Origin of the sequence: Hymenobacter cheonanensis (assembly GCF_030581075.1) — a bacterium.
Lineage (GTDB): Bacteria > Bacteroidota > Bacteroidia > Cytophagales > Hymenobacteraceae > Hymenobacter.
In genome coordinates this window covers 397194-422455 of sequence record NZ_JAUQSW010000001.1, presented here as the reverse complement: position 1 = coordinate 422455, position 25262 = coordinate 397194, and the positions used below count along the sequence as shown (strand labels likewise).

Annotated in this window: 26 protein-coding genes; 16 read left to right on the top strand and 10 right to left on the bottom strand. The window is 65.5% G+C overall.

Annotated elements, in window-relative coordinates; translation table 11 throughout:
* Nucleotides 1-185: 185 nt before the first annotated feature.
* The 9 genes from Q5H89_RS01835 (at nt 186) to Q5H89_RS01795 (ending at nt 7808) form a co-directional block, all read left to right on the top strand.
* Nucleotides 186-737 carry a hypothetical protein gene (locus tag Q5H89_RS01835; RefSeq protein ID WP_305017582.1) on the top strand — a complete coding sequence of 184 codons (552 nt, stop codon included), beginning with the start codon at nt 186-188 and terminating at the stop codon, nt 735-737.
* Between the two features lie 21 nt (nt 738-758).
* Nucleotides 759-1532 carry a hypothetical protein gene (locus Q5H89_RS01830; protein WP_305017581.1) on the top strand — a complete coding sequence of 258 codons (774 nt, stop codon included), beginning with the start codon at nt 759-761 and terminating at the stop codon, nt 1530-1532.
* Nucleotides 1533-1774: 242 nt separating this feature from the next.
* Entirely contained in the window at nt 1775-2533 is a 759-nt protein-coding gene (locus tag Q5H89_RS01825; protein ID WP_305017580.1) for a hypothetical protein, read from the top strand.
* Between the two features lie 45 nt (nt 2534-2578).
* Nucleotides 2579-3562, top strand: a complete 984-nt coding sequence (locus Q5H89_RS01820; protein ID WP_305017579.1) for a hypothetical protein — start codon at nt 2579-2581, stop codon at nt 3560-3562.
* Entirely contained in the window at nt 3549-3803 is a 255-nt protein-coding gene (locus Q5H89_RS01815) for a hypothetical protein (protein WP_305017578.1), read from the top strand. Before Q5H89_RS01820 ends, Q5H89_RS01815 begins: the two co-directional genes overlap by 14 nt.
* Nucleotides 3804-4317: 514 nt before the next feature.
* Nucleotides 4318-4641, top strand: a complete 324-nt coding sequence (locus tag Q5H89_RS01810) for a hypothetical protein (RefSeq protein WP_305017577.1) — start codon at nt 4318-4320, stop codon at nt 4639-4641.
* 231 nt (nt 4642-4872) lie between these two features.
* Entirely contained in the window at nt 4873-5604 is a 732-nt protein-coding gene (locus Q5H89_RS01805) for a hypothetical protein (RefSeq protein WP_305017576.1), read from the top strand.
* A 277-nt stretch (nt 5605-5881) separates the two neighbouring features.
* Nucleotides 5882-6919: a hypothetical protein gene (locus tag Q5H89_RS01800; RefSeq protein WP_305017575.1), complete on the top strand. Its 1038-nt coding sequence runs from the start codon at nt 5882-5884 to the stop codon at nt 6917-6919.
* A gap of 58 nt (nt 6920-6977) precedes the next feature.
* Nucleotides 6978-7808, top strand: coding sequence for a hypothetical protein (locus Q5H89_RS01795; RefSeq protein ID WP_305017574.1), 831 nt, complete (start codon nt 6978-6980; stop codon nt 7806-7808).
* A 21-nt stretch (nt 7809-7829) separates the two neighbouring features.
* Here the strand turns inward: Q5H89_RS01795 and Q5H89_RS01790 are convergent, their stop codons facing one another.
* Both Q5H89_RS01790 and Q5H89_RS01785 read right to left on the bottom strand, forming a co-directional pair.
* Entirely contained in the window at nt 7830-8282 is a 453-nt protein-coding gene (locus tag Q5H89_RS01790; RefSeq protein WP_305017573.1) for a hypothetical protein, read from the bottom strand.
* Nucleotides 8283-8377: 95 nt separating this feature from the next.
* Entirely contained in the window at nt 8378-9352 is a 975-nt protein-coding gene (locus tag Q5H89_RS01785; protein ID WP_305017572.1) for an MBL fold metallo-hydrolase, read from the bottom strand.
* 185 nt (nt 9353-9537) lie between these two features.
* On the opposite strand from Q5H89_RS01785, the gene Q5H89_RS01780 reads away from it, so the two are divergent.
* Nucleotides 9538-13548, top strand: a complete 4011-nt coding sequence (locus Q5H89_RS01780; RefSeq protein ID WP_305017571.1) for a DUF7948 domain-containing protein — start codon at nt 9538-9540, stop codon at nt 13546-13548.
* A 71-nt stretch (nt 13549-13619) separates the two neighbouring features.
* On the opposite strand, the gene Q5H89_RS01775 is transcribed toward Q5H89_RS01780, so the two are convergent.
* Complete coding sequence (locus Q5H89_RS01775) at nt 13620-13979, bottom strand: hypothetical protein (protein ID WP_305017570.1); 360 nt, start codon at nt 13977-13979, stop codon at nt 13620-13622.
* A 91-nt stretch (nt 13980-14070) separates the two neighbouring features.
* Here Q5H89_RS01775 and Q5H89_RS01770 point away from each other — a divergent pair, with 91 nt between their 5' ends.
* On the top strand, nt 14071-14691 hold the full coding sequence (locus tag Q5H89_RS01770; RefSeq protein ID WP_305017569.1) for a thioredoxin family protein: 621 nt from the start codon (nt 14071-14073) through the stop codon (nt 14689-14691).
* Nucleotides 14692-14896: 205 nt separating this feature from the next.
* Here Q5H89_RS01770 and Q5H89_RS01765 read toward each other — a convergent pair whose 3' ends face one another.
* Nucleotides 14897-15418, bottom strand: a complete 522-nt coding sequence (locus Q5H89_RS01765; protein WP_305017568.1) for a GNAT family N-acetyltransferase — start codon at nt 15416-15418, stop codon at nt 14897-14899.
* A 74-nt stretch (nt 15419-15492) separates the two neighbouring features.
* Here Q5H89_RS01765 and Q5H89_RS01760 point away from each other — a divergent pair, with 74 nt between their 5' ends.
* On the top strand, nt 15493-16236 hold the full coding sequence (locus Q5H89_RS01760; protein WP_305017567.1) for an SDR family oxidoreductase: 744 nt from the start codon (nt 15493-15495) through the stop codon (nt 16234-16236).
* Between the two features lie 186 nt (nt 16237-16422).
* On the opposite strand, the gene Q5H89_RS01755 is transcribed toward Q5H89_RS01760, so the two are convergent.
* Nucleotides 16423-17265 carry an ion transporter gene (locus Q5H89_RS01755; RefSeq protein WP_305017566.1) on the bottom strand — a complete coding sequence of 281 codons (843 nt, stop codon included), beginning with the start codon at nt 17263-17265 and terminating at the stop codon, nt 16423-16425.
* Between the two features lie 134 nt (nt 17266-17399).
* Here Q5H89_RS01755 and Q5H89_RS01750 point away from each other — a divergent pair, with 134 nt between their 5' ends.
* Nucleotides 17400-18515, top strand: coding sequence for a glycoside hydrolase family 43 protein (locus Q5H89_RS01750; RefSeq protein ID WP_305017565.1), 1116 nt, complete (start codon nt 17400-17402; stop codon nt 18513-18515).
* 146 nt (nt 18516-18661) lie between these two features.
* On the opposite strand, the gene pncA is transcribed toward Q5H89_RS01750, so the two are convergent.
* Entirely contained in the window at nt 18662-19276 is a 615-nt protein-coding gene (gene pncA / locus Q5H89_RS01745; RefSeq protein WP_305017564.1) for a bifunctional nicotinamidase/pyrazinamidase, read from the bottom strand.
* A 158-nt stretch (nt 19277-19434) separates the two neighbouring features.
* Nucleotides 19435-20964, bottom strand: a complete 1530-nt coding sequence (locus Q5H89_RS01740; RefSeq protein ID WP_305017945.1) for a malate:quinone oxidoreductase — start codon at nt 20962-20964, stop codon at nt 19435-19437.
* Between the two features lie 103 nt (nt 20965-21067).
* On the opposite strand from Q5H89_RS01740, the gene Q5H89_RS01735 reads away from it, so the two are divergent.
* Nucleotides 21068-21511: a BLUF domain-containing protein gene (locus Q5H89_RS01735; RefSeq protein ID WP_305017563.1), complete on the top strand. Its 444-nt coding sequence runs from the start codon at nt 21068-21070 to the stop codon at nt 21509-21511.
* Between the two features lie 4 nt (nt 21512-21515).
* On the opposite strand, the gene Q5H89_RS01730 is transcribed toward Q5H89_RS01735, so the two are convergent.
* On the bottom strand, nt 21516-22031 hold the full coding sequence (locus tag Q5H89_RS01730; RefSeq protein WP_305017562.1) for a 2'-5' RNA ligase family protein: 516 nt from the start codon (nt 22029-22031) through the stop codon (nt 21516-21518).
* 24 nt (nt 22032-22055) lie between these two features.
* A complete protein-coding gene (locus Q5H89_RS01725) occupies nt 22056-22703 on the bottom strand; it encodes a CatB-related O-acetyltransferase (protein ID WP_305017561.1) in 648 nt (215 codons plus the stop codon).
* Nucleotides 22704-22960: 257 nt separating this feature from the next.
* Between Q5H89_RS01725 and Q5H89_RS01720 the strand changes: the two genes are divergently transcribed.
* Nucleotides 22961-24088 (top strand): spore photoproduct lyase family protein, encoded by a 1128-nt coding sequence (locus Q5H89_RS01720; RefSeq protein WP_305017560.1) that lies wholly within the window; start codon nt 22961-22963, stop codon nt 24086-24088.
* A 123-nt stretch (nt 24089-24211) separates the two neighbouring features.
* The gene (locus Q5H89_RS01715; RefSeq protein WP_305017559.1) at nt 24212-24934 is read left to right on the top strand and encodes a hypothetical protein; all 723 of its coding nucleotides are present in this window, start codon (nt 24212-24214) and stop codon (nt 24932-24934) included.
* Nucleotides 24935-24941: 7 nt separating this feature from the next.
* On the opposite strand, the gene Q5H89_RS01710 is transcribed toward Q5H89_RS01715, so the two are convergent.
* On the bottom strand, nt 24942-25214 hold the full coding sequence (locus Q5H89_RS01710; protein WP_305017558.1) for a hypothetical protein: 273 nt from the start codon (nt 25212-25214) through the stop codon (nt 24942-24944).
* Nucleotides 25215-25262: the final 48 nt, after the last annotated feature.

Genomic DNA, 25262 nt, shown 5'->3' with positions numbered 1-25262 from the left:
GGCGCTTCACCAAGCCTCCTGGCGGCCTTCGCCGACCAGGTAGGCGCTTCACCGACTTTTAAGGGGGCTTGCTATACTTTTTTATCGCGTCGCAATGGGGTAAGCTACTTTAGCTCAGCAGGTAAGAGTAATAAAAAATGCTGCTGCCTGAGTGCTTCTTTCTCCCTTCCTACCCCCCTCACCTTATGCGTACGCCTACCCCCCGTGTTCTACTGCTCGTGCTCAGCCTGTGCCTGAGTGGCGTCTTGCATGCCGCCGCCCAGTGCCGCGACCCGTGGATAAATGACATTTACCAGCAGGTATACAACCGCCGGCCCGTGGGCCAGGGCGAAGCCGGCGAGTGCAATATTCACCTCTACAACAACGGCACCTGGGGCAGCCGCGACGAACTGCTGGGCTACATCAAGCAAGTGCAGCAGAGCGGCTTGCGCGTGGGCGTGGCGCCGCTGGGCAGCAATATGGTAATGGCCGTGGCCCAGGGCAACCAGATTTTTGCGGTGTCGGTGCTCGATGCCAGCGGCAACCTGGTGGCCTCGGGGGGCGGCAACCTGGTGGCCTCCGGAGGCGGCAATCTGGTGGCCTCGGGCGGGGGCAACCTGGTGGCCTCGGGGGGTGGCAACCTCACCGGGCTGAGCAGCAATACGCCCGGCTTCGCTTTCGGCAGCAACTACGGCACGCTGGCTGCCGGGCAGCGGCGCGTGCCCACCAGCGGCAAGGGCGCGCTGGTGGTGCGCTAACGTGTTTTAGCGCGCAAGCTAATGGCTGCTAAAACGTTGAAATCGATTTTCTGCACCTTGTTCGGGTGCGTGTGGCTGCTGTTGCTGGGCCTGCTGCTGTTGCTGGCCGGGTGCGGCCAGGGCAGCGCGGCTACCGCCGCCGATGGTGCGCCGGTGGCCGGGCACCTAGTGGATGACAAGCCGGTGGGCTTATTCTTCGTGACGAAAAGCGTGCTGGGCAACTTCCGCACGATGACGTATTACTTCAGCCCCGAGGGCGTAGCCTACGAAAACCCGGTGGGCCTGAGCACGGCCGAGCTGGCCGCTACCCCCGCCAAGAGCAAGGGCCCCTACTCCGTATCGGGCAAGACGCTCTCGATTGCCTGGACGGGCTACGACAAGCCCGAAACTGACGAGATGCTGCCGCTGGACAACGGCTTCAGCTGGAGCGGGGGCAGCATTTTCTCGGCCGTGGGGCCTTTCCAGGATGCCAGCCAGCTAGTGGGCACGTTTGAGGGCGGCACCAGCACCTACGCCTCGGCCATGGGCCAGTCAACGGTATCCAAAACCCTCACCTTCAAGCCCGACGGCACCTACACCGGCAGCGGCGTGGCCACGGTGACGACCGCCACCGCGAGCAGCGCTGCCGAAACCGGCGGCTCGTCGCAGCAAGCTGGCCGCTGGCAGCTGAATGACTGGTTCCTTACCCTCACTGATGCGCAGGGCCACGTGGTGCGCGACGTGGCCTACCCGGTGGGCACGGGGAGCCAGGTGAGCCTGTTCAACTTCAACGGCATGGCCTACGAGCGCCAGTAGGTCGCCCAGTGGCACCGCCTCCCCATCCTCTAAAAGCTATGAAAACAACCTTTTGGCCTACCGCCGCCGGCTGCTCCGGGGGCGGACTAGGGGGCCAGCGGCGTGCCAGGCAGGGGTAATCCGGCCGGCCCGCCGCCGGCCGAAGCAAACAACCGAGCTAGGCCGGTCGGGCGGTTTTACTGCTGACACAGTGTCTGTAAGCGGTAGAAGGCGCAGTAATTACCCATTTTTATCTCACTCCCATGTCACTCACTTCTATGGCACATCCGGGCTTACTTCGCTGGCGGGTCTGGGGCTGCCTCACGTTGCTACTGGGCCTGCTGGCCTGCTCGGCCGAGGCGGGCAGCGGCGCGCCCGGCGCGCCGCTGCCGGGCCGGCTGGTCGGGGGCAAGCCCCAAGGCTTATTTTTCTTCATGGACGTCTTCAACCGGCAGGACGTTTACTACTTCACCCCCGATGGACGGGTCTACCGCAATCCGGCCAGCTTCACGGCGGCGAGCCTAGCGGCGGTAGACCCCCAGTGGCGCGGTGCATTTGCGATAAACGGCGCGCAGATGACCGTGAAATGGGATGGCCGCGCGCCCCAAACCCGCAACTACCGCTTCGACCCCACGGGTTTCGAATGGGATGGCTCGTTTATCTGCGTGGGCCCCTTTGCCAGCGCCCAGCAGCTTAACGGCTCCTTCGAGGGGCACAACGATGCCATCGCCACCGATGCCAACACGCTCTCCCTTTACCGCACGCTCCACTTCCTGCCCAACGGCACGTTTACCCGCGACCTCTACGCCGCTGCTCACCTCGAAACCAACGGCGGCAAAACCACCGACGCCGCCTCGGCTTCTAACCAGACGGGTCACTGGACGCTCAACGGCTGGTACCTGACCCTGACCGATGCCCAAGGTACCACGCGCGGCGTGGCCTTCCGCACCGATTGGGACGAAAAAACGGACAAGACCTTGAGGTTTCGCTTCAACGGCACTTCCTACAAGGCCACCGATTAGCCTTAAGCCTGCTTGCTACCCCCACTTCCTTCCTGCAAGACTCTCATGGCTACCCCCCGTTTGCTTCTCATGCTGCTCTGGAGCGGCACGCTGCTGTGGCCCGGCCGCAGCCAGGCCCAGCTCGCCTACCAGGGTCCCCCCGGCGCCACCTGGATGCAACAGGCCCAGAAGCTGCAAGCCGCCGGCGACAAAGCCGGGGCCGCTGCCGCCTACCAGCAGGCCTACGCCGCCTACACGAGCGTAGACGACTCGGATGGTATGAAGGCGGCGCTGGCCGGCAAAGCAGCGGTGAGCGGCGGGGCCGCGGGCGTAGCGGCGCCTCGGCCAGCGGCGGTGGCGGCACGCCCGGCCGGCCCGGTGGCAGCGGCGCCAGCTGGCCCGGCCCCGGTAGCGGGGCACTTGGTGGGTAGCAAGCCGGTGGGCCTGTTTTTTGGCACTAAGACGGTGCTGGGGCACTTTATCACCATGACTTATTACTTCGGCCCCGATGGCATTGCTTACGAAAACCCGCCCGGTCTGAGCCCCGCCGCGCTGGCTGCCACGCCCGCCAGGTCGAAGGGCCCCTACTCGGTGGCGGGCAAGACGCTATCCATTGCCTGGCCCGGCGACCGCAAGGCGGAAACAGCCGCTATGAGCCCACTGACCAACGGCTTTGGCTGGAGCCTGGGCAGCATCTTCTCGGCCGTGGGGCCTTTCAAAAGCCCCAGCCAGCTGGTGGGTACGTTTGAGGGGGGCACCAGTACGTTTGCCTCGGCCGTGGGGCAGGCCGTGGTGTCGAGCACGCTCACCTTCCGGGCCGACGGCACCTACCAGGGCAGCGGCGTGGCCACGGTGACGACCGCCACCGCGGGCGGCGTAGCCGAAACGGGGGGCACATCGCAGCAGGCCGGCCACTGGAGCCTCAACGGCTGGTACCTGACCCTGACCGACGCGCAGGGCCGCACTACCCGCGGCATTGCCTACCCGGTGGGTAAAGACAGCAAGGTGACCCTGTTCAACTTCAACGGCATGGCTTATGAGCGACAATAGCCCGCCCCCCGCCCCCCCGAGCCGGATGGTGCGCCAGCTCAGCCGGGTATTAAAAGTATTATTAGTCAGCCTAGGGGTACTGCTGGTGATAATAATGGTGCAGGTAGCCGCCAACGTCGTGAACATGGACAGCTCCGTTCCCGATTATGTACTGCGTGAGCGGAAAGCCGAGGCAGACTCCCTGGCTGCTGCTGCCCTGGCCCACCCGCCTAGCCCCGCCCCGCCACCTCAGCAGCAGTAGCCGGGGCATCCCGAGCGCAGGGAGCTGCTGCCTAATGTGCTGCTTAACAAGTAAGTATAGCACAGCTGCTAGTTGTTTGCCTTTAACCTGCTGCTTGGTGCCTACGCTGGCTCACGATGACTGCTACCCCCCATTTTCCCGCCTGCCCGATGAGCAACCGCCTGAAAATAATGCTGCTGAGCTTCGCCATTCTGGTTTGTGGGCTGGTGCTGCTGTTTGGAATAGTTATGGACGTTTATATGACAAGACATGCTAGCCCGTGACGCAGGGTTATTCTTCGGCACGAAAAGCAGGCCGGACAGCTTCCGCCTGCTGAAATAATGCCTTGGTTTCTAGCGCATTGCTTGCCCCGTAGGCACGGGCCACGCGGTGACGCTTTTCGATTTCAACCACGGGGCTTGCGCGCACCACATAGGTGCAGCAGCCCGAACCTGGCACCCAGCTGGCCGGCGCTAAGTAGCTGGTGAATACCTGATTCAACTAAAACTTCACCCTTCCAACTCAGTACTTTTTTATGAAAACGCCTTCTTCTACTACCTCCCAGGCGGCTAGCCCGGTGCCCGGTACTGGGCCCACCGTTGCCCACACGCCGCCGCCGCGCGCGCAGCGTTTTGCCCGCCGCACTGGGGGCGTGCTGCTGGCCGTGCTGGCGGGCCTGGGGCTGCTGCTGGGCGCGCTGTCGCTGGCGGGCGGGGGCGGCTTTTCGGGCCGGCTATTGCTGCTGGCATCGCTGCTCTATCTGGGCTACTTTTTCTGGGCCCGTGGTATGCTGAAAATGGAAACAAAGGTGCTGACGGGCCTAGCGGCCGTGCGCGACAATGAGCGAGACGGGGACTGATTATCAGCTGGCTAGCTTAGTCGTTTGGCAATGAAACCGTTGCTTCGGCTCGCGGGCGGCGCACTGGCCTGGCGGGCCCGGCCCGCGCCCCAAGCGGCGCGGCGCGGCTGCAAAAAGCCGAAGCGCTGCACCGCGTCCATCAGATTGAGGCTGCCTGGGCGGCTTACAATCGGGCTAGCCGCACCTTCGGCCCAGGTCTTTCAGCAATGTCTAATCAGGTAGCAAAGGGCCATGAAAATCACTTTTCTGCCGCGCCGACTGATAGGCTGGGGCGCTTGTGCCTGGGGGCTGAGCCTGCTGCTGGTGGGCTGCTCGTGGGGCGAGGGCGACCCGCCGGAGGCGGGCCACCTAGTGGGCGGCAAGCCGGTGGGACTGTTTCTGGTAAAGACGAAGCCGGGCGCCACGGCCCGCTACTATTTCAGCCCCACTGGCGTGGCCTACAAAAACCCGTGGGGCCTGAGCAAGGCCGCGCTCGATACAGCTTACGAACGCCGTGGCAACTTCCGCATAACGGGCAGCAAACTCAGCATTGACTGGCTCATCAGCCCCCCCAACTACTTTGATGTTGACAGCGGCAACGTAAGCCGGCTGCCTGCTGGCTTTAGCTGGGGCCGGAATCGCCTGGCGGTGGCCGCGGGGCCGTTCCAAAGCCCTAGCCAGCTGGTAGGCACCTTCGTGGGGCACGACTCGGCCTACGCGTTCCAAACGTATCGGCAGGTAGTGTACCGGGCGTTTACCTTCCGGGCTGATAGCACCTACACGGGCAGCTGCCTGGACACGGTGGCCGCCGCCGCAGCCGGGTGCAACTCAGCCCCGCCCGGCTACTGGCAGCTTAAGGGCTGGTACCTGACGCTTATCGATGCCCAGGGCCATGCCACCCGCGACTTCGCCTACCCCGTGGGTAGCCGCGCCGGCCAGGTAACGCACTTCATCTTCAGCGGCATGACCTACGCGCGCCACTAAGCGCGGCTAGCCCGCGCCCACCTTCTTGATACACCCTTCACCTAAGCCTCCGCGGCACTGGATTTTTCGGCTGCTCCGCGCCCTGGTGCTGCTGGTCTTGGTGGTAGCGGGGCTCGCAATGGCGGGCATCGGCTTGCTAGGCTGAGGCTTCTACCACGCGGGCCAGGACCACTTGCGCGAAAGGGAAGCCGAGCGGCGGCCAGCCGACTTGCTCCAAGCTGCGGCCACTATCCAGCGCCCCGCCAGGCCGCGCCCTACCCCCTAAAAAAACTCCATTATGCAAAACCCTAGCCTATTGCTCCTGCTGCTACTGGGCGTGCTGGCCACCCGGCCCGGCGCGGCCCACGCTCAAACCGGCGCTGCCCTGCTGCAAAAAGCGGCCACCCTAGAAAAAGCCGGCAACCTGCCCGCCGCCATTGCGGCCTACAACCAGGCCAACACCGTCTTCGGCCGAACCGGCGACTTGGATGGCAAACAGCAGGCCCTCACCAAACTGGCCGAGCTGAACGAGCGCCTGGCCAACCAGTACCTCCAGCAAAGCAAAACCGGCCCGGCGGCCCCGGCCCCAATGACGACCGCGGCGGCGCCAGTTGTAACTCGCGCCCAGCCTGCACCGCGCCCGGTGGCGCCGGCAGCCCCGGCGGCGGGGGCGACGCCGGTGGCACCCTTGGCCGGCTCGGTGGCGGGCGGCCGGCCAGTGGGCTTGTTCTTCATGAGCCGCTACCTGATGGCCCTGCACTCGCTCGAAAAGGCGACGTACTACTTCACGCCGGGCGGGCAGGTGTTTGTGAACCCGACCGGGTTTTCGGCGACGGCGCTGGCGGCCCTACCCCCCGGCCAGCGCGGCAGCTACACCCTGGCCGGCAATAAGCTGACCATACGCTGGGCCAACGGCCAAACTGATGCTAGCGACGTGGAGCCGCAGGCCACCACCTTCGGCTGGGACATGGGCCTGTTTCTGGCCGTGCGGCCCTTCGCCAACGCCCGGCAGCTAGCCGGCTCCTTCGAGGGCGGCAACTCGGTGAGCCTGGGCGGCGGCAGCACGGCGGTGGTGAGCGGCCTCACGTTTCGGCCCGATGGCACCTTCACCCGCAGCAGCACCAGCTCGCTCAGCAGCACCGATGCGGCCGGCACGGCCCGCGCCGGGGCTAGCGGCACCGGCACCGGCCGCTGGAGCCTGAATGGCTGGCTGCTTACCCTCACTGATGCGCAGGGCCAGACCACCCAGGGCGTGTCTTACCCCATCGAAACCGACGATAAAACGGGCCAGGTCACGCGCTTCTACTACGGCAGCATGGCCTACAAGCGCTTGTGAATCAGCTAAAAACACTGCACTCTTTTACTCACCTTTCCGCTGTTTACTTTTCTGAGCCATGAACGACTTTGCTACCGCTGCCCCGGCCGAAGCGGCCCGCCCCGCCGCTGGCCCCACCACCGAGGCCTTTGCCGTGCGCATCGGCTACATCTGGCTAATGGCGCTGGCCCCCGTGGCCGGGCTCGTCATCTGCCTGCTAAGCGCGTTTGCCGAAGGCAGCGTGCTGGGCTTTCTGCTGGGGCTGGCGCTGCTGCCGGTGGGCTACTGGGCCTGGCAGCGGGGCTACCGGGCGGTGCAATTGGTGCTGGCACCCGAGCACCTGCGGGTGCTGCCCGTGGCGCCCGGCCAGCCGGCCCAGGATATTCCGCTGAGCAGCATTGCCGGCTACCTGCTGCCGCAGCAGTCTTATTACCAGATACTTTGCCTGATGCTGCACGGCGGGGCCGAGCTGAATTTCAGCAAGCGCCTGCGCACGGCCCCGGCCGGTACGCTGGCCTTCGACGCCTGGGCTCAGCAGCTGGCTAGCCGCCTCGAACAGGCCCGGCCCGCCGAGGCGGCTGCCGAGGCCCCGGCGCCAGCACCGGCTAGTGGCCTGGTGCCGGGTGCGACCCGCGTATTTGCCCGCACGGCTTTTGGCAAAATACTGGCCGGGCTGGCCATTGCGTGGCTGCTGCTGGCCGGGCTGGCCGCGCTGGGGGGCGCCCATCTGGGGGTTGGCATGCTGATGGCCCCGGTGCTGTATTTGGGCTATTATTTCCGGGCCCGCGGGGCGCTCAAGGTGACAACCTACGCCTACACCGGCGCAAATACCACGCGCGACCGGGCATTGCAAGACGATTTGGACGATACGCGCCGCCGCACGCTCGATGACCTGGACCGGCTTTCGTAGCGGCCCCGCCCAGGGCCGGCGCTAGCGACTGCGCGGCTTACCCGGTGCGGCAGCGGCCGGCGGCGCAGTAGCCACCAGCTCATACACGCCCTTGTTGCCGGTGGGATAGCCCAGAATGGTAATGCTGAGCCGGCGCGTGCGGGCATCGTAGCGGTAGGTGCCGCGCTGCACATCCGAGCCCTTGAGGTCGGTGAAGCGGAAGACGATGCTGTCGCCCTTGGTGGTGAAGCGGCCCTGCTGCGCAAAAAAGCGCGGGCCGCTGTCGCCCAGCAGCAAACTCAGCCGCTTGGAGTAGGTGCCGTCGGCGCGCAGGGCTAGGGTGCCACCCACGCCCGACACCGGGGTAGCCGGCGGCTCGCCGGTGGTATAGTCGTACACGGTGTAGGCCGTGTAGGTGTAGGTAGTGTAGAAGGCGGCCGGTGGGCTAGGGGCGGGGGCGGCCAGCGCAGCGGCTGCCAGGAGGTAGCGAATCATAAGAAGCAACGGGGCGAGCAGCAAAAAGCGGGGCTGGCGGGCCGGCAGAAATTCTGCCTGCCCGCCAGCCCCGCTGTCAAAAATAGCGCCGGCCGCTAGGCGCGGCGGCCGGCAGCTTTGCCGGCTTTGGCTTTTTTGCCGAGGTCGGGCTGCTTGTGCTTTTTGCGGCGGCCCCCCACTACCAGCCAGGCGGCCCCGGCTAGCAGCAGGCTCACGCCGATGGCGGCGGCCTGGCGGGGCAGCTTGTCCTCCACGGGCGGGGGCAAGTGCTCGACGCCGCTGGCATCGGTGCGGGCGGGCTCGTGCAGGTAGCGGCCCTGCTTGGGCAGGTGGTAGTTGTCGGCCAGGTGGCGCAAGCCGGTGGTGGCCTCGGGGCCGGTTATTACCGGGCCGTGGCCGCAGCCGATGGCGCGCGGCTCCAGGTCGGCCAGCAGCTGCACCGAGTGGAAGCACTTGTCCCAATCGTAGTTGAAGGGCGCGCCGGCCACGCTTATTTCGGGCAAACCCAGCAGCACCGCCGGAATCGACTCGTGGTTGGTGGTGGCAAAGGCATCGGCCCCGAGCAGCGTGCGGTCGGCCTCGCGAAAGAAAGCAATCTGGCCCGGCGCGTGGCCCGGCACGTGCAGCCAGCGCCACTGCGCCAGGTGCGGCGGGTGCTCATCATCGAGGGGCAGGGCTTCGGCCACGTCTTCGAGGTTGGGTAGCTGGGTGGGGAAAAACCGGCTGGCAAAGGCCAGCGAGCCGCCCACGGTGGGGTCGCGCGGCGGGTACAGGGCCTTGGCCGTTACGTAGGGCAGCTCCAGGGGGTGCACAATTACCGGCACGTGCCAGTGCTCGGCCAGCTCCTTGGCCGAGCCCAGGTGGTCGAGGTGGCCGTGGGTAAGAATAATGGCCTCGGGGCGCGTGCCGGGGTAAAAAAGCTTGTCGGCCGCCGCAATAATCTCCTTCTCCGAGCCCGGCAGGCCCGTGTCGATGAGCACCCACTCGCCGGGCGTGCCGGTTTCTACAAAATACACGTTGACGAAGCGCTTGATGCGCAGCTGGTGAACGCCAGCAGCTACCTGGTCCATAGGCTAGGGGAGGGAAAAAAAGAAATAAGTTGGGCAGGCATACGCAAAACAACCTCGTTTGGCTGCCCGGCCCGGCCCGCGCGCACCCGCAGAAAAATGGCCCAAAAAATGCAAAGCATCCGCCGCAGTGGGGGCGGCAGCCGGTATATTTGAACGTGATTTTCTGGCTCTTCTGCAAAAAATAAATGAAAGCATTCCTTACCCTGCTATTTGGCTTGCTGGCCCGGCTAGCCGTGGCCCAGCCCGACCGCCCGCCCGTGGGCCCGGCCGCCGCGCCCACCCTCGAGTTTATCGAGAACAAAGGGCAGTGCGCCGCGCCGGTGCGCTACACGGCCGCGCTGCCGGGCGGCGGCCAGCTCTTTGCCGAGCGCGATGGCCTGCGGCTGGCCCTGCTGGCGCCCGGCGCCCTGGCCCAGGCCTCGGGCCACGCAGCCGACTCGGTCCGGCACCTGCCTCAGGCCGACTACGCCATGCGGGGCCACGTGCTGGACCTGCGCTTTGCGAATGCCTCGCCGGCTACGCACCTGGTGCCGGCCAGCCGCACGGCCGAGCACCGCAACTACTTCCGGGGCCGCGACCCGGCGCACTGGGCCACCGATGTGCGCAGCTACCACGAGCTGCACTACGCCGCCCTGTGGCCCGGCGTGGATGCCCGCTTCTACGAAAATGCCGACGAGCGCCTGGAATATGACTTTACGGTGGCGCCGGGGGCTAGCCCGGCCGCCATTGGCCTGCGCCACGCCGGCGCCCCGGTTACGCTCGATGCCCTCGGCAACCTGCAGCTGGCCACCAGCGTGGGCGTGGTGCGCGAGCTGGCGCCCCGGGCCTGGCAGCTAGGGCCGGGCGGCGCGCAGCAGCCCGTGGCCTGCCGCTACCGCCTCGACGAGGACAATACCGTGCGCTTTGAGGTGGGGGCCTACGACCCCACCCGGCCGCTCACCATCGACCCCACGCTGGTGTTTGCCACCTACACCGGCTCGACCTACACCAACTGGGGCTGCACGGCCACCTACGACGAGCAAGGCAACCTCTACTCGGGCGGCATCGTGTTTGGCCAGGGCTACCCGGTGAGCCCCGGCGCGTTCCAAACCACGTTTCGCAGCAACATCGACATGGGCCTGATTAAGTACGACGTAACCAAGTCGGGGGCGGCGGCGCGGGTTTGGGCCACCTACGTGGGCGGCAATCAGGTAGAGTACCCGCACAGCATGGTGGTGAACAGCCAGGGCGAGCTGCTGGTGCTGGGCTCCACCAATTCGAGCGACTTTCCCGTCACGGCCACGGCCGTGCAGCGCACCTACCGGGGCGGGGGGGCCACCGGCGATTCCTTTCTGAGCCCGGGCGCCGACATTGTAGTGTGCCGCCTGGCGGCCAACGGCTCGGCCATGCGGGCCAGCACCTACCTGGGCGGCACCGGCAACGACGGCCTGCTGCCGCTGCAGCAGTACTCCAGCATCACCCAGCTGCCGCACAACTTTGGCGATGCCCTGCGGGGTGATATCCTGGTGGATAAGGCTGATAACGTGTACATTGCTTCGTGCACGGGCTCGACCGACTTCCTGCCCGCCGGCACGCCGGCCAGCTTTCAGCGCAGCTACCGGGGCGGCACCGTAGATGGGGTGGTGTGCAAGCTCACCCCCGACCTCACCACCATGCTGTGGGGCGGCTACCTGGGCGGCAACGCCGCCGACGGGGCCTACTCGCTGCAACTAGAGCCTACCTCGGGCGATGTGTACGTGGCGGGCGGCACGCTCAGCCCCGACCTGCCGGCCACCGCCGGGGCCTACCACTCGGGCCTGGCCGGCAACGTGGATGGCTACGTGGCCCGCATCGCGGCCGATGGCAGCCGCATTATTCGCACTACCTACCTGGGCACCAGCGCCTACGACCAGGCCTACTTTGTGCAGCTCGGCACCGATGGCGGGGTGTACGTGCTAGGGCAGTCGCTGGGCGCGTACCCCGTCACGCCGGGCCTCTACACCACGCCCAACGGCCACCAGTTCATTCATAAGCTCGACGCCAATCTGAGCACCACCCAGCTAGCCACCGTGTTTGGCAGCGGGCGCAGCACCATCGATATCTCGCCCACGGCCTTTTTGGTGGATAACTGCGACCGGGTATTTATCTGCGGCTGGGGCGGCGGGGCCAACCAGCTCTACGGCAGCACCCTGGCCAACTACCTGAGTGCCAACGCGGGCAGCTACACCACGGGCCTGCCCACCACGGCCTACGCCGTGCAATCGACCACCGACGGCTCCGACTTTTACCTGGCCCAGTTTGGGGCGGGGCTCAAAAACCTGGGCTACGGTACCTTCTTTGGCGGCTACGCCAACACGCCCGCGTGGGGCGAGCACGTAGATGGCGGCACCTCGCGCTTCGACCCGCGCGGGGTGGTGTACCAGGCCGTGTGCACCTGCGGGGCCAGCGCCAGCTTCCCCATTCCGCCGGGGGCCAACTATTACTCGGCCACCAGCGGCACCAGCGGCAACTGCAACAACGCGGCCTTTGTGCTCAATTTCCGGCCCGACGTGGCCGACGTGGGCCCGCCCCAAACGGTGTGCCTCAACTTTGCCACGCCCCTGGAAGGCTCGCCCAGCGGCGGCGTATGGACGGGCCCCGGCGTGAGCGGCTCGGTGGCCACGGGCTTCACCTTTACCCCGCCCGGGCTGGGCACCTACACCCTCACCTACACCGTGGCTACGGGCCTGTGCAGCAGCTCGGCCGTGCGCCAGATGACGGTGGTGGCCCCGGCGGCGGTCACCATCACCTCTACGCTACCCGCCTCGTACTGCCTGGCCGACGGCGCCACGGCGCCCACTACGCTGCTGGTGGGCTCGCCGGCGGGCGGCACGTTTAGCGGGCCGGGCGTCACCACTACCTCGGCCGGCCCCGTCTTCAACCCCAACCTGGTGAGCGGCGTGGCCGAAATCACCTACACCTACGCCATGGGCTGCAATGTGCAGGTGAAGCGCCGCGTAGAAGTGGTGCGCGCCACGGCCGGCGCGGGCCAAACGCTGTGCGCTACTACAAGCCCCATCAGCCTGTTTGGCACCCCGGCGGGCGGCACCTGGGCGGGCCCCGGCGTGAGCGGCTCGGTGGCCGCCGGCTTTCGGTTTACGCCCTCGGCCGTGACGCCGGGCATCGTGGACCTTACCTACACCCTGGCGGCCCAGGACAACTCGTGCGCGGCCACGAGCACCCGGCGCTACGTGGTGGTGGGCACCACCCCGCCGGTGCTCACGGCGCTGCCCTCGCCGCTGTGCGTGAGCAACGCCACGCGCTACCCGCTGGTGGGCACCCCGGCCGGGGGCTACTGGTACGGTGCGGGCGTCGGCACTTCGGGTTCCGATTACTACTTCACGCCCAGCCAGGCCGGGGTGGGCACGTTTACGCTCACTTATGTCGTGGGCACTAGCACGGCGTGCAGCGCGCAACGCACGCTCACCGTCACGGTTTCCTCCACGCTGGTAGCCAGCCTGCCGGCCGATACCCTGCTGTGCCCCGGCACCACGGCGGCTTTCCGGCTGCGCGGGGCTAGCCCCGCGGGCGGCACCTGGGTTGGCACCGGCGTAAGTGGCAACGCCACCACCGGCTTTTTCTTCACGCCGCCCGCCGGCTTTGCGGGCTCAGCGGTGCTGACGTATACGGTAGCGAGCGGTGGCTGCACGGCCACCGCCACCCGCAGCGTGGGCGTAGCGCCGGTGCCGGTGCTGCAAGCCGCCTGGGCCCCCGTGGCCTGCCCCGAAGACCGGCAGTCGCCCCTGGTGGTGCGCTTTACCAATACGGGCAGCGGCGGCATCACCCGCTGGGATTTTGGCGATGGCACGCCCGCCGTGGAGGGCGCCGATGTGCGCCACACCTACCAGCAGGCCGGTCGCTACCAGCCCAGCGTGACGTTGCGCTACCTCAATGCGCAGTGCGTAACCACGGCCCCGCTCGCGGCCGTGGAGGTGGTCAACCAGGTCATTCCCAATATCATCACCCCCAACGGCGACAAGGATAACCAGTACTTCCGCCTGCCGCCTAGCTGCGAGCCGCGGCTGCAGCTGTTTTCGCGCTGGGGGCAGCTCGTGCACGAGGATGCCGTGTACCACAACGACTGGGATGCCACCGGCCACCCCGCCGGCATTTACTACTATTTGCTCACTTACCCCGATGGCCACCGCGTAAAAGGCTGGCTGGAGGTTATGAAGTAAGCGCGAGCTAGCCCATACCGTTCATTAAAAAGGGCCGCCCGAAATGGGCGGCCCTTTTTAGTGAACGAAAATTATTTAACCGGCAGCGTGCGCACGGCACCGGTAGCTTTGTCGACCTCGAAAGCCGCTTTGTTGGGCATGCGCCCGGCCCAGTCGGTGCGGGGCACCAGCACTTGCCAGTGCGCATCCACATCGACAATGCTGGCCGAGTCGGGCACGTAGCGCGCGGCATTGGGCTGGCCCTGCAGGTAGCGCGCCACGGCGGCGCGGGCGGCTTCGGGAGTGGTAGCGGGGGTGCCGGCGGGCATGGAAATAGCGCTGGGAGTGGCCGTGGTAGGGGCGGTAGCGGGCGCGCCAGTAGTAGGCGCGGTGGCCGACTGGCAACCAGCCAGGGCTAGTAGCAGTACGGCTAGGGGCAGGGTGTTGGGCATGGCGCAAAGCTAGCGCGCAAGTTTGCCGCCCGGCCGGGCCACCAACCAGCCCCCTTGGCTGTTATAGCCGCATTCCCGTCAATTTTCTCTTATGTCAACTACCCTTTCCGCGCCGGTTATCAGCCCCGAGCGCCTGGCGGCGGCCTATTCCTACGCTTCCTATCGGCAGCTTATCGACGAGGCATTGGCCCAGGGCCGCACCACCGGCCCCCAGCAATCGCCTGAGCTAACCGAATACACAACGCTGAACGTGCAGCGCATGAGCCGCCTCGACAAAACCACCAGGCTGCTGCCCGAGCTGGCCGCCGCCGTGGCCGGCTTGCGCGGGTACTACATCGGGCTGATTATCACCGAAGGCTGGTGCGGCGACGCGGCCCAGCTTGTGCCCGTGCTCGAAGCCGTGGCCCAGGCTAGCGGCGGCCACCTGCGCACGGCCTACATCTTGCGCGACGACAATCTCGACGTGGCCGATGAGTACCTCACCAACGGCAGCCGCTCCATTCCCAAGCTCGTGGTGCTGCGCGCCGATACCCTTACCGAGGTGCTGCACTGGGGCCCGCGTCCCGCCGAGGCCCAGACCCTGATTCTCAAGCTGAAAGCCGAGGGCATGGCCCACGACGACTTCATCCGGGAGCTGCACACCTGGTACGCCCACGACCGCACCCAGGCCACCCAGCGCGAGCTGCTGGCCCTGGTGCAGCGCCTTGCGTAGTGCTGAATAGTGAAACTGTCTGGCAGATTAAAAAAACACCTCGTCATGCGGAGCGCAGCGCAGTCGAAGCATCTTGGTCGCTTCGTTGAGCGGCCCATACGTGCCCTGCCAAGATGCTTCGACTGCGCTGCGCTCCGCTCAGCATGACGGAATACCAGGTTTTTAATCTGCCGGATAACTCGCTGGTACTCGAATCGCGCACCACTCAAACTGCCTTTTCGAGCGTGAGCAGCGTGAGGGGCTGGCGCGGGCGGCCAAAGCGCGTGGTGGCCGGAAACGGCTCGCTGGCGCCGGTGCGGCGGTAGCCCTGGCGCTCGTACCAGGCCAGCAGCTCGGGGCGCAGGGCCAGCACGCTCATCTTGATTTTGGCGCAGCCGGCCTGGCGGGCGTGGGCCTCGGCCTGGGCTAGCAGCTGCCGGCCCAGGCCGTGCGCCTGCGCCTCGGGGGCCACGGCCAACATGCTCAGGTACAGCGCTGGGCCTTGCGGCTCAAGGTACACGCAGCCGGCTGGCCGGCCCGTCAGCTCGGCCAGCAGCAATACGGCGGGCGGGGCGGCCAGCAGCTCAAGCAGCGTGGCCGCGTCGATGCGGGGGCCTTCCAGCAGGTGGCCTTCGGTAGTCCAGCCGGCCTGGCTGGCCTCGCTGCGGTAGGCCCGGTTGATGAGGTCGACCAGGGCGAGCGCGTCGGCCGGCGTGGCGGCGCGGAAGGTAGGAGAGGGGTTTTCCACGCCGCAAAGGTAGCCGGCGGGGCTGGCCGGCCCAGGCGGGTTTACGTACGCTTCCCGGTCTTATTTCCCTTCTGATGAATCTCTCCCACAACACGATTTTGCTCACGGGCGGTGCCACTGGCATCGGGCTGGCCCTAGCCCAGCGCTTTGCCCAGGCGGGCAGCCAGGTTATTATCTGCGGGCGCCGGGCCGACAAGCTGCAAGCGGCCCAGCAGCAGGTGCCCGGCCTGCATTTCTACGCCTGTGACCTGGCCCAGGCCACCAGCCGCGCCGAGCTGGCTAGCCGCGTAGTGGTCGATTTTCCGGCCCTTAACGTGTTGATTAACAATGCCGGCATCCAAAACCGCTTTCAAATAGCCGGCCTGCCCGCCGACCTCGCCGCCTGGGAGCAGCAGCGCCAGGAAATTGCCATCAACCTCGAAGCACCCATCCACCTGGCTGCGTTGCTGTTGCCGCACCTGCGCCAGCAGCGCGCGCCGGCCATTATTAACGTGTCGTCGGGGCTAGCGTTTGCGCCCATGGCCGCCGCGCCCATCTACAGCGCCACCAAGGCGGCGCTGCACTCCTTCACGCTGTCGTTGCGCCGGCAGCTGGCCGATACGGGCGTGCGGGTGCTCGAAATTGTGCCGCCCGGCGTGAACACCGACCTCGGCGGACCGGGCCTGCACACCTGGGCCGTGCCCGTTGATGCCTTTGCCGATAGCATCGTGGCCCGCCTCGCCGCCGGCGAGGAAGAGGTGGGCTACGGCACCTCCGAAAGCATCCGGCTAGCCTCGCGCGCTGAGGTAGATGCCCGTTTCAAGCAAATGAACGGCTAGGAGTTGGCTGCTAGGCATTCAGATGACAAGTAAGTAATAACCGTCCGTCATGCTGAGCTTGCCGAAGCATCTTACCAGGGTACGTGAGGAAAATGGTCCTTTACGCAACCAGCCAAGATGCTTCGGCAAGCTCAGCATGACGGACGGTTATGAATCAGCATGACGGGCGGTTTGTTTTGTATGCCCTCACACCGGCCCGCCGCACTGCCAGCAAAAGGCTGCTTCGGGCCGGTGCCCGGTGGCCTGGCAGCTAGGGCAGGCGGCTTGCTTGAAGGCCGGCGTAGGCGCCGTAGCCGGGCTAGCGGGCAGCGCCATCTGGGCCGATACGATGCCGGTGGGCACGGCAATGATGGCGTAGCCCAAAATCATGAGCACCGAGGCCAGGGCCTGCCCGAGCACGGTGTGGGGCGAAATATCGCCGTAGCCCACCGTGGTAAGCGTCACGATGGCCCAGTAAATACTCTTCGGGATGCTCGTGAAGCCGTTGTGTCCGCCCTCCACCACGTACATCAGCGAGCCCACGGCGATGGCCAGCAAGAGCACGGCCGAGAGAAAAACCAGGATTTTAAACCGGCTGGCCTTCAGCGCCGTCACGATAAACTCGCCCTCGCCCACAAAGCGCCCCAGCTTGAAAATGCGAAATACCCGCAGCAGCCGCAGCGTGCGAATGGCCAGCAAGTAGCGGCTGCTCGCCACCAGCAGCGCCGCCAGCGTGGGCATGATGGACAGAAAGTCGATGATGCCCAGCAAGCTCAGGGCGTAGGCCAGCGGGCGGCGCACCACCAGCAGCCGGGCCAGGTACTCAAGCAGGAAAAGGCCGGTAAAAAACCACTCCAGCCCCCGCAGGTATCCGCCAAATTCGAGCCGGATGTGCTCCACGCTGTCGAGCATCACCGTGAGCACGCTCAGCACAATGGCTACCAGCAGGGCAATGTCGAAGGCGCGCCCGGCGCGCGTATCCGACTCAAAAATAATGCGGTAGGCGGTGTGCTGCCAGCCGGGAGCCGTGCTGCGGGGCTGTAAGTCCATGGGGTAAAAACGGCTGGGCCGGGCCGTGGTTGCGCCCGCCCCGCGGGGCTAGGGCCTATCCAAACGAAACCGATAGATGAGCCAAAAAACTGCGCGCTAGCTTGCGGCCCCACCACCAACCACCTCTCCCGAAGATGCTGCGTACCCTCGCTTCTCACCGGGCGGCCCTGCTGCTTGCCGCCCCGCTAGCCCTGGCCGCCTGCCAAAGCCAGCCCACCCAAACTGCCGGCCAGCCGGCCACCGGCACCCCCGGCGCCCCGGCCGATACCACGGGCGGCAAGCCCAAATACCTGAGCCAGCCGCTCATCAGCAGCATTTACACCGCCGACCCCTCGGCGCACGTCTTCAACGGCAAGCTTTACATCTACCCCTCGCACGACATCGAGGCGGGCATTCCGGAGAATGACAAGGGCGACCACTTTGCCATGCGCGACTACCACATTCTATCGCTGGACAGCGTGGGCGGCAAAGTCACCGACCACGGCGTGGCCCTCGACCTCAAGGATATTCCCTGGGCCGGCCGCCAGCTGTGGGCGCCCGACGCGGCCTTCAAGAACGGTACGTACTACCTGTATTTTCCGGTGAAGGACAAGCAGGACGTGTTCCGCATGGGCGTGGCTACCAGCCAGTCGCCCACCGGCCCGTTCAAGGCCGACCCAGCGCCCATTGCGGGCAGCTACAGCATTGACCCGGCCGTGTTTACCGACACCGATGGCAAGGCCTACATGTACTTTGGCGGCCTCTGGGGCGGCCAGCTGCAGCGCTGGAAAACCGGCACCTACGACGCCAACGCCCCCGAGAAAAAGCCCGACGGCAACGAGCCCGCCATTGGCCCGCGCGTGGCCCAGCTCAGCGCCGACATGAAGCACTTTGCCGGCCCGGTTAAGGAAATCAAGCTTGTGGACGAAGCCGGCAAGCCCTTGCTGGCCAGCGATACCAAGCGGCGCTTCTTCGAGGGCGGCTGGCTGCACAAGTACCAGGGCAAGTACTATTTCTCGTACTCGACCGGCGACACCCACCTGCTCGTGTACGCCGTGAGCGACTCGCCCACCGGCCCCTTCACCTACAAAGGCGTCATTATGAACCCCGTGCAGGGCTGGACCACCCACCACTCCATCGTCGAATTCAAGGGCAAGTGGTACATTTTCTACCACGACACCCAGCTCAGCGGCAAAACCTGGCTGCGCAACGTGAAAGTGACCGAACTCAAGCGCAACCCCGACGGCAGCATCGTGACGATTAACCCGTAAAACAGGGGAGCGGCGTCAAAAAAAGACGGTCGTCATGCTGAGCTTGCCGACATCTTGCTCGCAACGTTAGGATTAGTAACCCTAGCGACGCAAGCAAGATGCTTCGGCAAGCTCAGCATGACGGCCGTTTTCTGTGAATAGACCGGCTAGCCCGCCAGCACCTCGCTGGCCTGCACAAAGCGCACGCCCAGTGCCAGCAGGTCGGCCTTGGCGGCGGCTATGCTCTCGGGCGCGATGCCCCGGCTGGCGTCCTCAAGCACGGCTACCTCGAAGCCTTCGCCGTGGGCATCCTTGGCCGAGTAATACACGCAGTAGTCGGTGGCTAGCCCGGCCACGAACACCTGCGTAATGCCCCGCGCCCGCAGGTAGCCCGTGAGGCCGGTGGCGCGGCGGTGGCCATTATCGAAGAATGCGCTGTAGCTATCCAATTCGGGGTCAGTGCCTTTGCGAAAAATAGCTTCCACGCGGTCAAGGTTGAGGCCGGGGTGCAGCGCGGCGCCCGGCGAGCCCTGCACGCAGTGGTCGGGCCAGAGGCGTTGGGGCAGGCCCTGCCACTGTATTTCGCTGAATGCTTCCTGGCCGGGGTGGGTGCTGGCAAAGCTGCGGTGCCCGGCCGGGTGCCAGTCCTGAGTGGCCACCACCAGGTCGAAGCGCGGCTGCAAGTCGTTGAGCAGTGGCAGAATAGCGTTGCCTCCATCCACGGCCAGGGCGCCGCCGGGCAGGAAATCAAGCTGAAAGTCGATGAGCAATAAGCAGGTCATAGAAAAGCAGTTAAAAACCGGGCTAGGTAATATCTTTTGTCATTGCGAGCCTGCGAAGCAATCGCACCCGAACGAAACCTGCACGACTCGTTCGGGTGCGATTGCTTCGCAGGCTCGCAATGACAGACCAATGGCTGTTATAATCAATAAGCGAGTATTTACACCAGGTTCAATACCTGCGCTGAGTGCGCCCGCACCTGCTGGGTAAGCGCCGCATTAGCAGCCAGATGCTGGCCGAACGACGGCACCAGCCGCCGGAAGGTGGCCTGCCACGCGGGCGAGGCGGCGTGCTCGGGAAAGCAGCGCTGCACCAAATCCAGCATGATGCTGACGGCCGTGCTAGCCCCCGGCGAGGCGCCCAGCAGCGCGGCAATGGAGCCGTCGGCGGCCGTTACCACCTCGGTGCCAAACTCCAGTACGCCACCCTGTTTTTTATCCTTCTTGATGACCTGCACGCGCTGGCCGGCCGTTTCGAGCTGCCAGTCTTCGGGGCGGGCCTCGGGGTAGTACTCGCGCAGGGCCGCGATGCGCTGCTCGGGCGTTTGGAGCACCTGCCCGATGAGGTACTTAGTGAGCGGAATGTTGCGCGCCCCGGCGTAGAGCAGCGGCCGGATGTTGCCCAGCTCAATCGAGCGGAACAAGTCGGCGTAGGAGCCGCGCTTCAAAAACTTGGTGCTGAAGCCGGCGTAGGGGCCGAAGAGCAGCTCCTGGCGGCCGTTTATCTGGCGGGTGTCGAGGTGGGGCACCGACATGGGCGGCGAGCCCACGGCGGCCTTGCCGTACACCTTGGCATCGTGGCGGGCAATAACCTCGGGCTTGGTGCACTTCAGCCACTGCCCGCTCACGGGGAAGCCGCCAAAGCCATTGGCCTCCGGAATGCCCGATTTTTCGAGCAGCGTGAGCGAGCCGCCGCCCGCCCCAATAAAGACAAAGCGCGTGTATGCCTTGCGGCTTTTGCCGGTGGCCCGGTCGCGGATTTTCACGCGCCACAGGCCGCCTTCCTTGCGGCGGATATCCTCAATTTCCTGCCCTAGCTCGAAGCTGACGCCCGGTTGCCGGCGCAGGTTGTCGAACAAGGCGCGGGTGAGGGCCCCAAAATTGACGTCGGTGCCGATGGCCATGCGCGTGGCGGCCACGGGCTGGCCAGGGTCGCGGCCGTCCATCACCAGCGGTATCCAGCGCTCAATCTCGGCCGGGTCGGTGCTGAACTCCATGCCCGCAAACAGCGGCGAGCCCAGCAGCGCCTCGTAGCGCGTGCGCAGGTAGGCCACGTTTTCGGTGCCCCACACAAAGCTCATGTGCGGAATGCTGTGAATAAAGGCGCTCGGGTCGGGCAGCTTGCTTTCTTCTACCAGGCTGGCCCACAGCTGTTTGCTTAGCTCAAACTGCTCGGCGATTTTGTCGGCCTTGGAGATATCCACGCTGCCGTCGGGGCGCTGGGGGGTGTAGTTGAGTTCGCAAAAAGCCGAGTGGCCGGTGCCGGCATTATTCCAGGCATCGGAGCTTTCGGCGGCCACCTCGTCGAGGCGCTCATACACGGCCAGGGTCAGGCTAGGGTCTAGCTCTTTGAGCAGCACGCCCAGCGTAGCGCTCATGATGCCGGCGCCAATGAGCACGATATCAGCGGTCAGCGGCTTGGCAGGTGAAGTTTTTAAATCCATAAAAAGGAAGGAAATAGCACTTGCCAGGGTAAATTTGCACTGGCAAGCAGCTATGCAATAGCTGCAAAAGAAAGAATGGCCAGCAGAAGCTACCTACTAGATACGAAGAGCGCCGGGGTGCTTAGCAAGGATGGAGAGTGAACCAGGAGGTTGTTATAGCATCGTCTACATTAGCACGGCGATTGTCGAATTTGGGGAAGCAGCCTTGCTGCAACTGCTAAAGCAGTCCCGGGGTTTCAACGAGCGGGCCGGCATTACGGGCGTCCTCATGTACGGGGGCGGCCGGTTTGTGCAGGTGCTGGAAGGCTGCCCGGCGGCCGTGCGCTGCCTCTACGCCCGCATTGCGGCCGACCCGCGCCACGGCCGCCTCGAAAAGCTGGCCGATGGGCTGGTGCCCCGGCGCGAGTACAAGGAGTGGCACATGAGCTTTGCGCCCCCGCCCAACCGCCCCGACTGGCCGCAGCTGCCCGGCTACCTTACGCCGCCCCAACTGGTGCTGGCGGGCCTGGGCACCACCACCCAGCCGCTGCTCAGCGAGTTTATGGCGGCCAGCACCCATCTGGAGCTGATTTGAGGGGCTAGCCCGCCCCAAACGGAAACACCTGCCGCCGCTCCCAGGGCCCGCCCCGGTAGGCCCACAGCGCCAGCCCCGTGCCCTGCGCCGCAAAGGGCTGGAAACGAGCTTCCAATTCGCTCAGCAAGGCCCGCGCCACGGCGGGGTCTACCTTGTTTTGCACCGTGATGTGGGGGCGCAGGCCCTGCTGGTCTTGCGCCGATAGCCAGGGTTGCCACTGCTGCTGCAGGCGGCGGTGCAGGGCCGGCAGGTCGGGGTTGGCGAGGGTGTACATCACGCCGCGCCCCATAAATTTGAGGCCCGTGACTTGCAGCGGCAGCGGCGCGGGCTGGCTAGCTGCTACCTCGGCCAGGTAGGCGCAGATAGCCGCTTCCTCCGGGCCCGGCAGGGCGTGAAACAGCGTGAGGTGCGCCCCGAGGTAGTTGATTTTAGGTGGAAAATACTTCTTGCGCTGGGCATCAAAAAAAGCCTGGCTGGCTTCGTCCAGGGTCAGCGTGAGGATAAGTGGGGCATCGGTCATGGCCCAGCTATACGCAAAACCCGGCTAGGCCGCCCGTTCCAGCGCCTCAATATCGAGGCTGCAAATGGCCCGCTGGTGGCGCGTGATTTTGGCCGCGTCCCAGTGCCACCACGCCACGGCCAGCAGCCGGGCCACGGTGGCCTCGTCGAAGCGCCGGCGCACTACCTGGGCTGGGTTGCCGGCCACGATGGCGTAGTCGGGCACGTCGCGCGTGACCACGGCCCGCGTGGCCACAATGGCGCCGTTGCCCACCCGCACGCCGGGCATCAGCAGGGCATCGTGGCCTAGCCACACGTCGTTTTCCACCACCAAGTCGCCCTTGCTCGGAAACGTGGCCGGGTCAAATGCCGCCTCCCAGCCCTGGCCGAAAACCGGGAATGGGTAGGTGGTAAACAGGTCGGTGCGGTGGTTGCCGCCGTTCATAACAAATTTCACTCCCGAGGCAATCTGGCAAAAGCGCCCAATGCGCAGCTTGTCGCCAATAAATGGGAAGTGATACAGCACGTTGCGCTCAAAATTGCGCACGTCGTCAAAGTCGTCGTAGTACGTATAGTCGCCCACTTCGATGAGCGGGTTGGTGAGGATATTCTTCAAAAAAACCAGCCGCTCGTGGCCGCCCACGGGGTGCCGCGTGCCGGGGTCCGGGCCGGTAGGGGAAGGAGGGTCGGGCATTGAAAAATAGGCTTTAGTATTGCAAAGCTGCGCAAAAAAAACGTTTGTCATGCTGAGCGCAGCGCAGCGGAGTCGAAGCATCTTGGCCGCTTCGTTGCTAGCGCCAGGAGTTAGTACCCCAGCCAAGATGCTTCGACTCCGCTGCGCTGCGCTCAGCATGACAAACGTTTTGCATGATACTGATAATCAATCGAATTAATTGCCGTCAAACGTAGCCCAAAACGACTTATTCCGGGCTCGCTGGCGTTGAGTACGTAATGCAGACCGACCTCTTTTTGCCCGTCCTCAACGCCCCCGAAACAGCCCGCCCGCTAGCCCCCGCCGAGGCCGCCGCGCCCCGCACGCACGGCGCCAAGCTGTGGCAGCCCCAGCGCGTATTGTTTACGCCTGATGCCTTGCAGGAAGCGTATGGCCAGCAAATACTGGCCCGCGCCCAGGCGCTGAATTTGCCCATCGAGCTGCTCAAAAGCAACCGCCTCACCGGCCTGCGTGGCGAAGACGAGCGCGCCACCTACCGCACCGCCAAAACTACCCTGGCCGTGGTGAACGCGCCCGCCGGGGCGCTGCGCCTGCAGCCCACGCCGCCCTCGGCCGACTACCAGCTCAACCTGGCCGAGGGCTGCCCGGCGCACTGCCAGTACTGCTACCTGGCCGGCAGCCTCAGCGGCCCGCCCGTGGTGCGTGCTTTTGCCAACCTGCCCAAGCTGCTCGAAAACACGCAGTTGTACGAGCGGCCCGGCCGCCCCGTGAGCTTCGAGGCCAGCTGCTACACCGACGTGCTGGGCATCGAGCACCTCACCGGCGCGCTCGCCGAAACAGTGAAGTATTTTGCTGGCCGCGAGGGCGCCCGCCTGCGCTTCGTGAGCAAGTACGACCACGTGGATAGCCTGCTAGGCCTGCCGCACCAGGGCCACACCCGTGCCCGCGCCTCGCTCAATGCCGAGCCGCTGGCCCGCCAGCTCGAGGGTGGCACCGCGAGCGTGGAGGCCCGCATTCAGGCGCTGCGGCGGCTGGCGCTGCCGGTGGCGCAGGGCGGCGGAGGCTACCCGGTGGGCGTGGTGCTGGCGCCCATTATGCCCCTGCCCGACTGGCAGCAGCACTACGGCCAGCTGTTCGACCGCTTGCGGGCGGCCTTCGATTTCGACTGCGACCTCACCGTGGAGTTCATCACGCACCGCTTCACGCCCGGCTCGAAGGAGGTGCTGCTAGGGTGGTACCCGGGCACGAGCCTTGACCTCGACGAAAGCACCCGCGCCGTGAAGCGCAACAAGTTCGGCGGCCTCAAATATGTGTACGACCTGCCCACCATGAAGGAGCTGAAGGCTTGGTTCTACGCCGAGTGGCAGCGCCGATTTCCCAATGCGCCGGTGCAGTACTGGACGTAGTGCAGCGGCTTCTGCTGGGTTGGGCTAGCTCTTTAAATAAGGGGTAAAAACATACAGGCAGCCCCGCAATACCAGCTAGCAAAAAATGAGCGTTACAGCGCAGCTTTAGCCGCGCCGCGCTCTATGAAACACCTCGCCTATGTGCTCCTATTACTGCTGGTTATCAGCAGTTGCTACTCGCAGCAGCCTGCCAGCTACTCAGCCCCGACCTACCGGGCCACGCTGCGGCACTTAGTGGCGCGCCGCGAAGGGCTGGCGGCGCGCTACCGGCAGGCGGCTAGCCCGGCGGCCCGCGCCGCGTGCCTGGCCGAGGCCCGCGCGCTGTGGCTCACGGCCCTCGACAGCACCGTGTTTCCGGCCTGGGAGGGCACGCCCTGGGCGTTTTATGGCCAAACCTGGGAGCCCCGGCAAGGCAGCATTGCCTGCGGCTACTTCGTGACCACCGCTTTGCACCACACCGGCCTGCGGCTGCAGCGCACGCTGCTGGCCAAACAGACTTCCGAAAATATCATTAAAAACCTGACGACAGAGGCGTACATCAGCCGATACCGGGGCACGAGCCAGGCGGAGTTTCTGCAGCAGGTGCGGGCGCAGGGGCCGGGGCTCTACGTGGTGGGGCTCGATTTTCACGTGGCCTTTTTGCGGGTGCGCGAGGGTGGGGCCGTGCAAATGGTGCACTCGTCGTACTTGCGCAACGTGGGCGTGGTGCGCGAGGCCGCCGACAACAACCCCGCGCTAGCCTCCAACTACCGGGTGCTGGGCAACGTGCTGGCCGACGACGCGCTGGTGCGGGCCTGGCTGCTGGGCCGGCCGCTGGTGCCTCACGGCAAGCTCGTGAAATCGTAGCGCGGGCCTAGCAGCCGCACCGAAAATCGGGATACTCGGCAAAGCCCGGTGCGGGCGTGTCATCCACGCGAATGATATGGTCGAGGCGTACTTCCTCGCCCGAGGCGAGCTGCGCGTACTCGGCGTGGTCGCGGGTGAGGAAGGTTTTGATGGTGGTGGTGCCCTGGCAGAGCTGGCGCAAATCGTTGAAATACTGCACGTACACCTGCTTTTTGCGGGTCGCAATAGCTTCCAGCTCGTCGTAGAAGCCGCAGGCGATGGGTTGATAATCGGTAGCCATAAACAGGAAAGTGAAAGGGCGACAGTGTTTGTGTAAACACCATCGCCC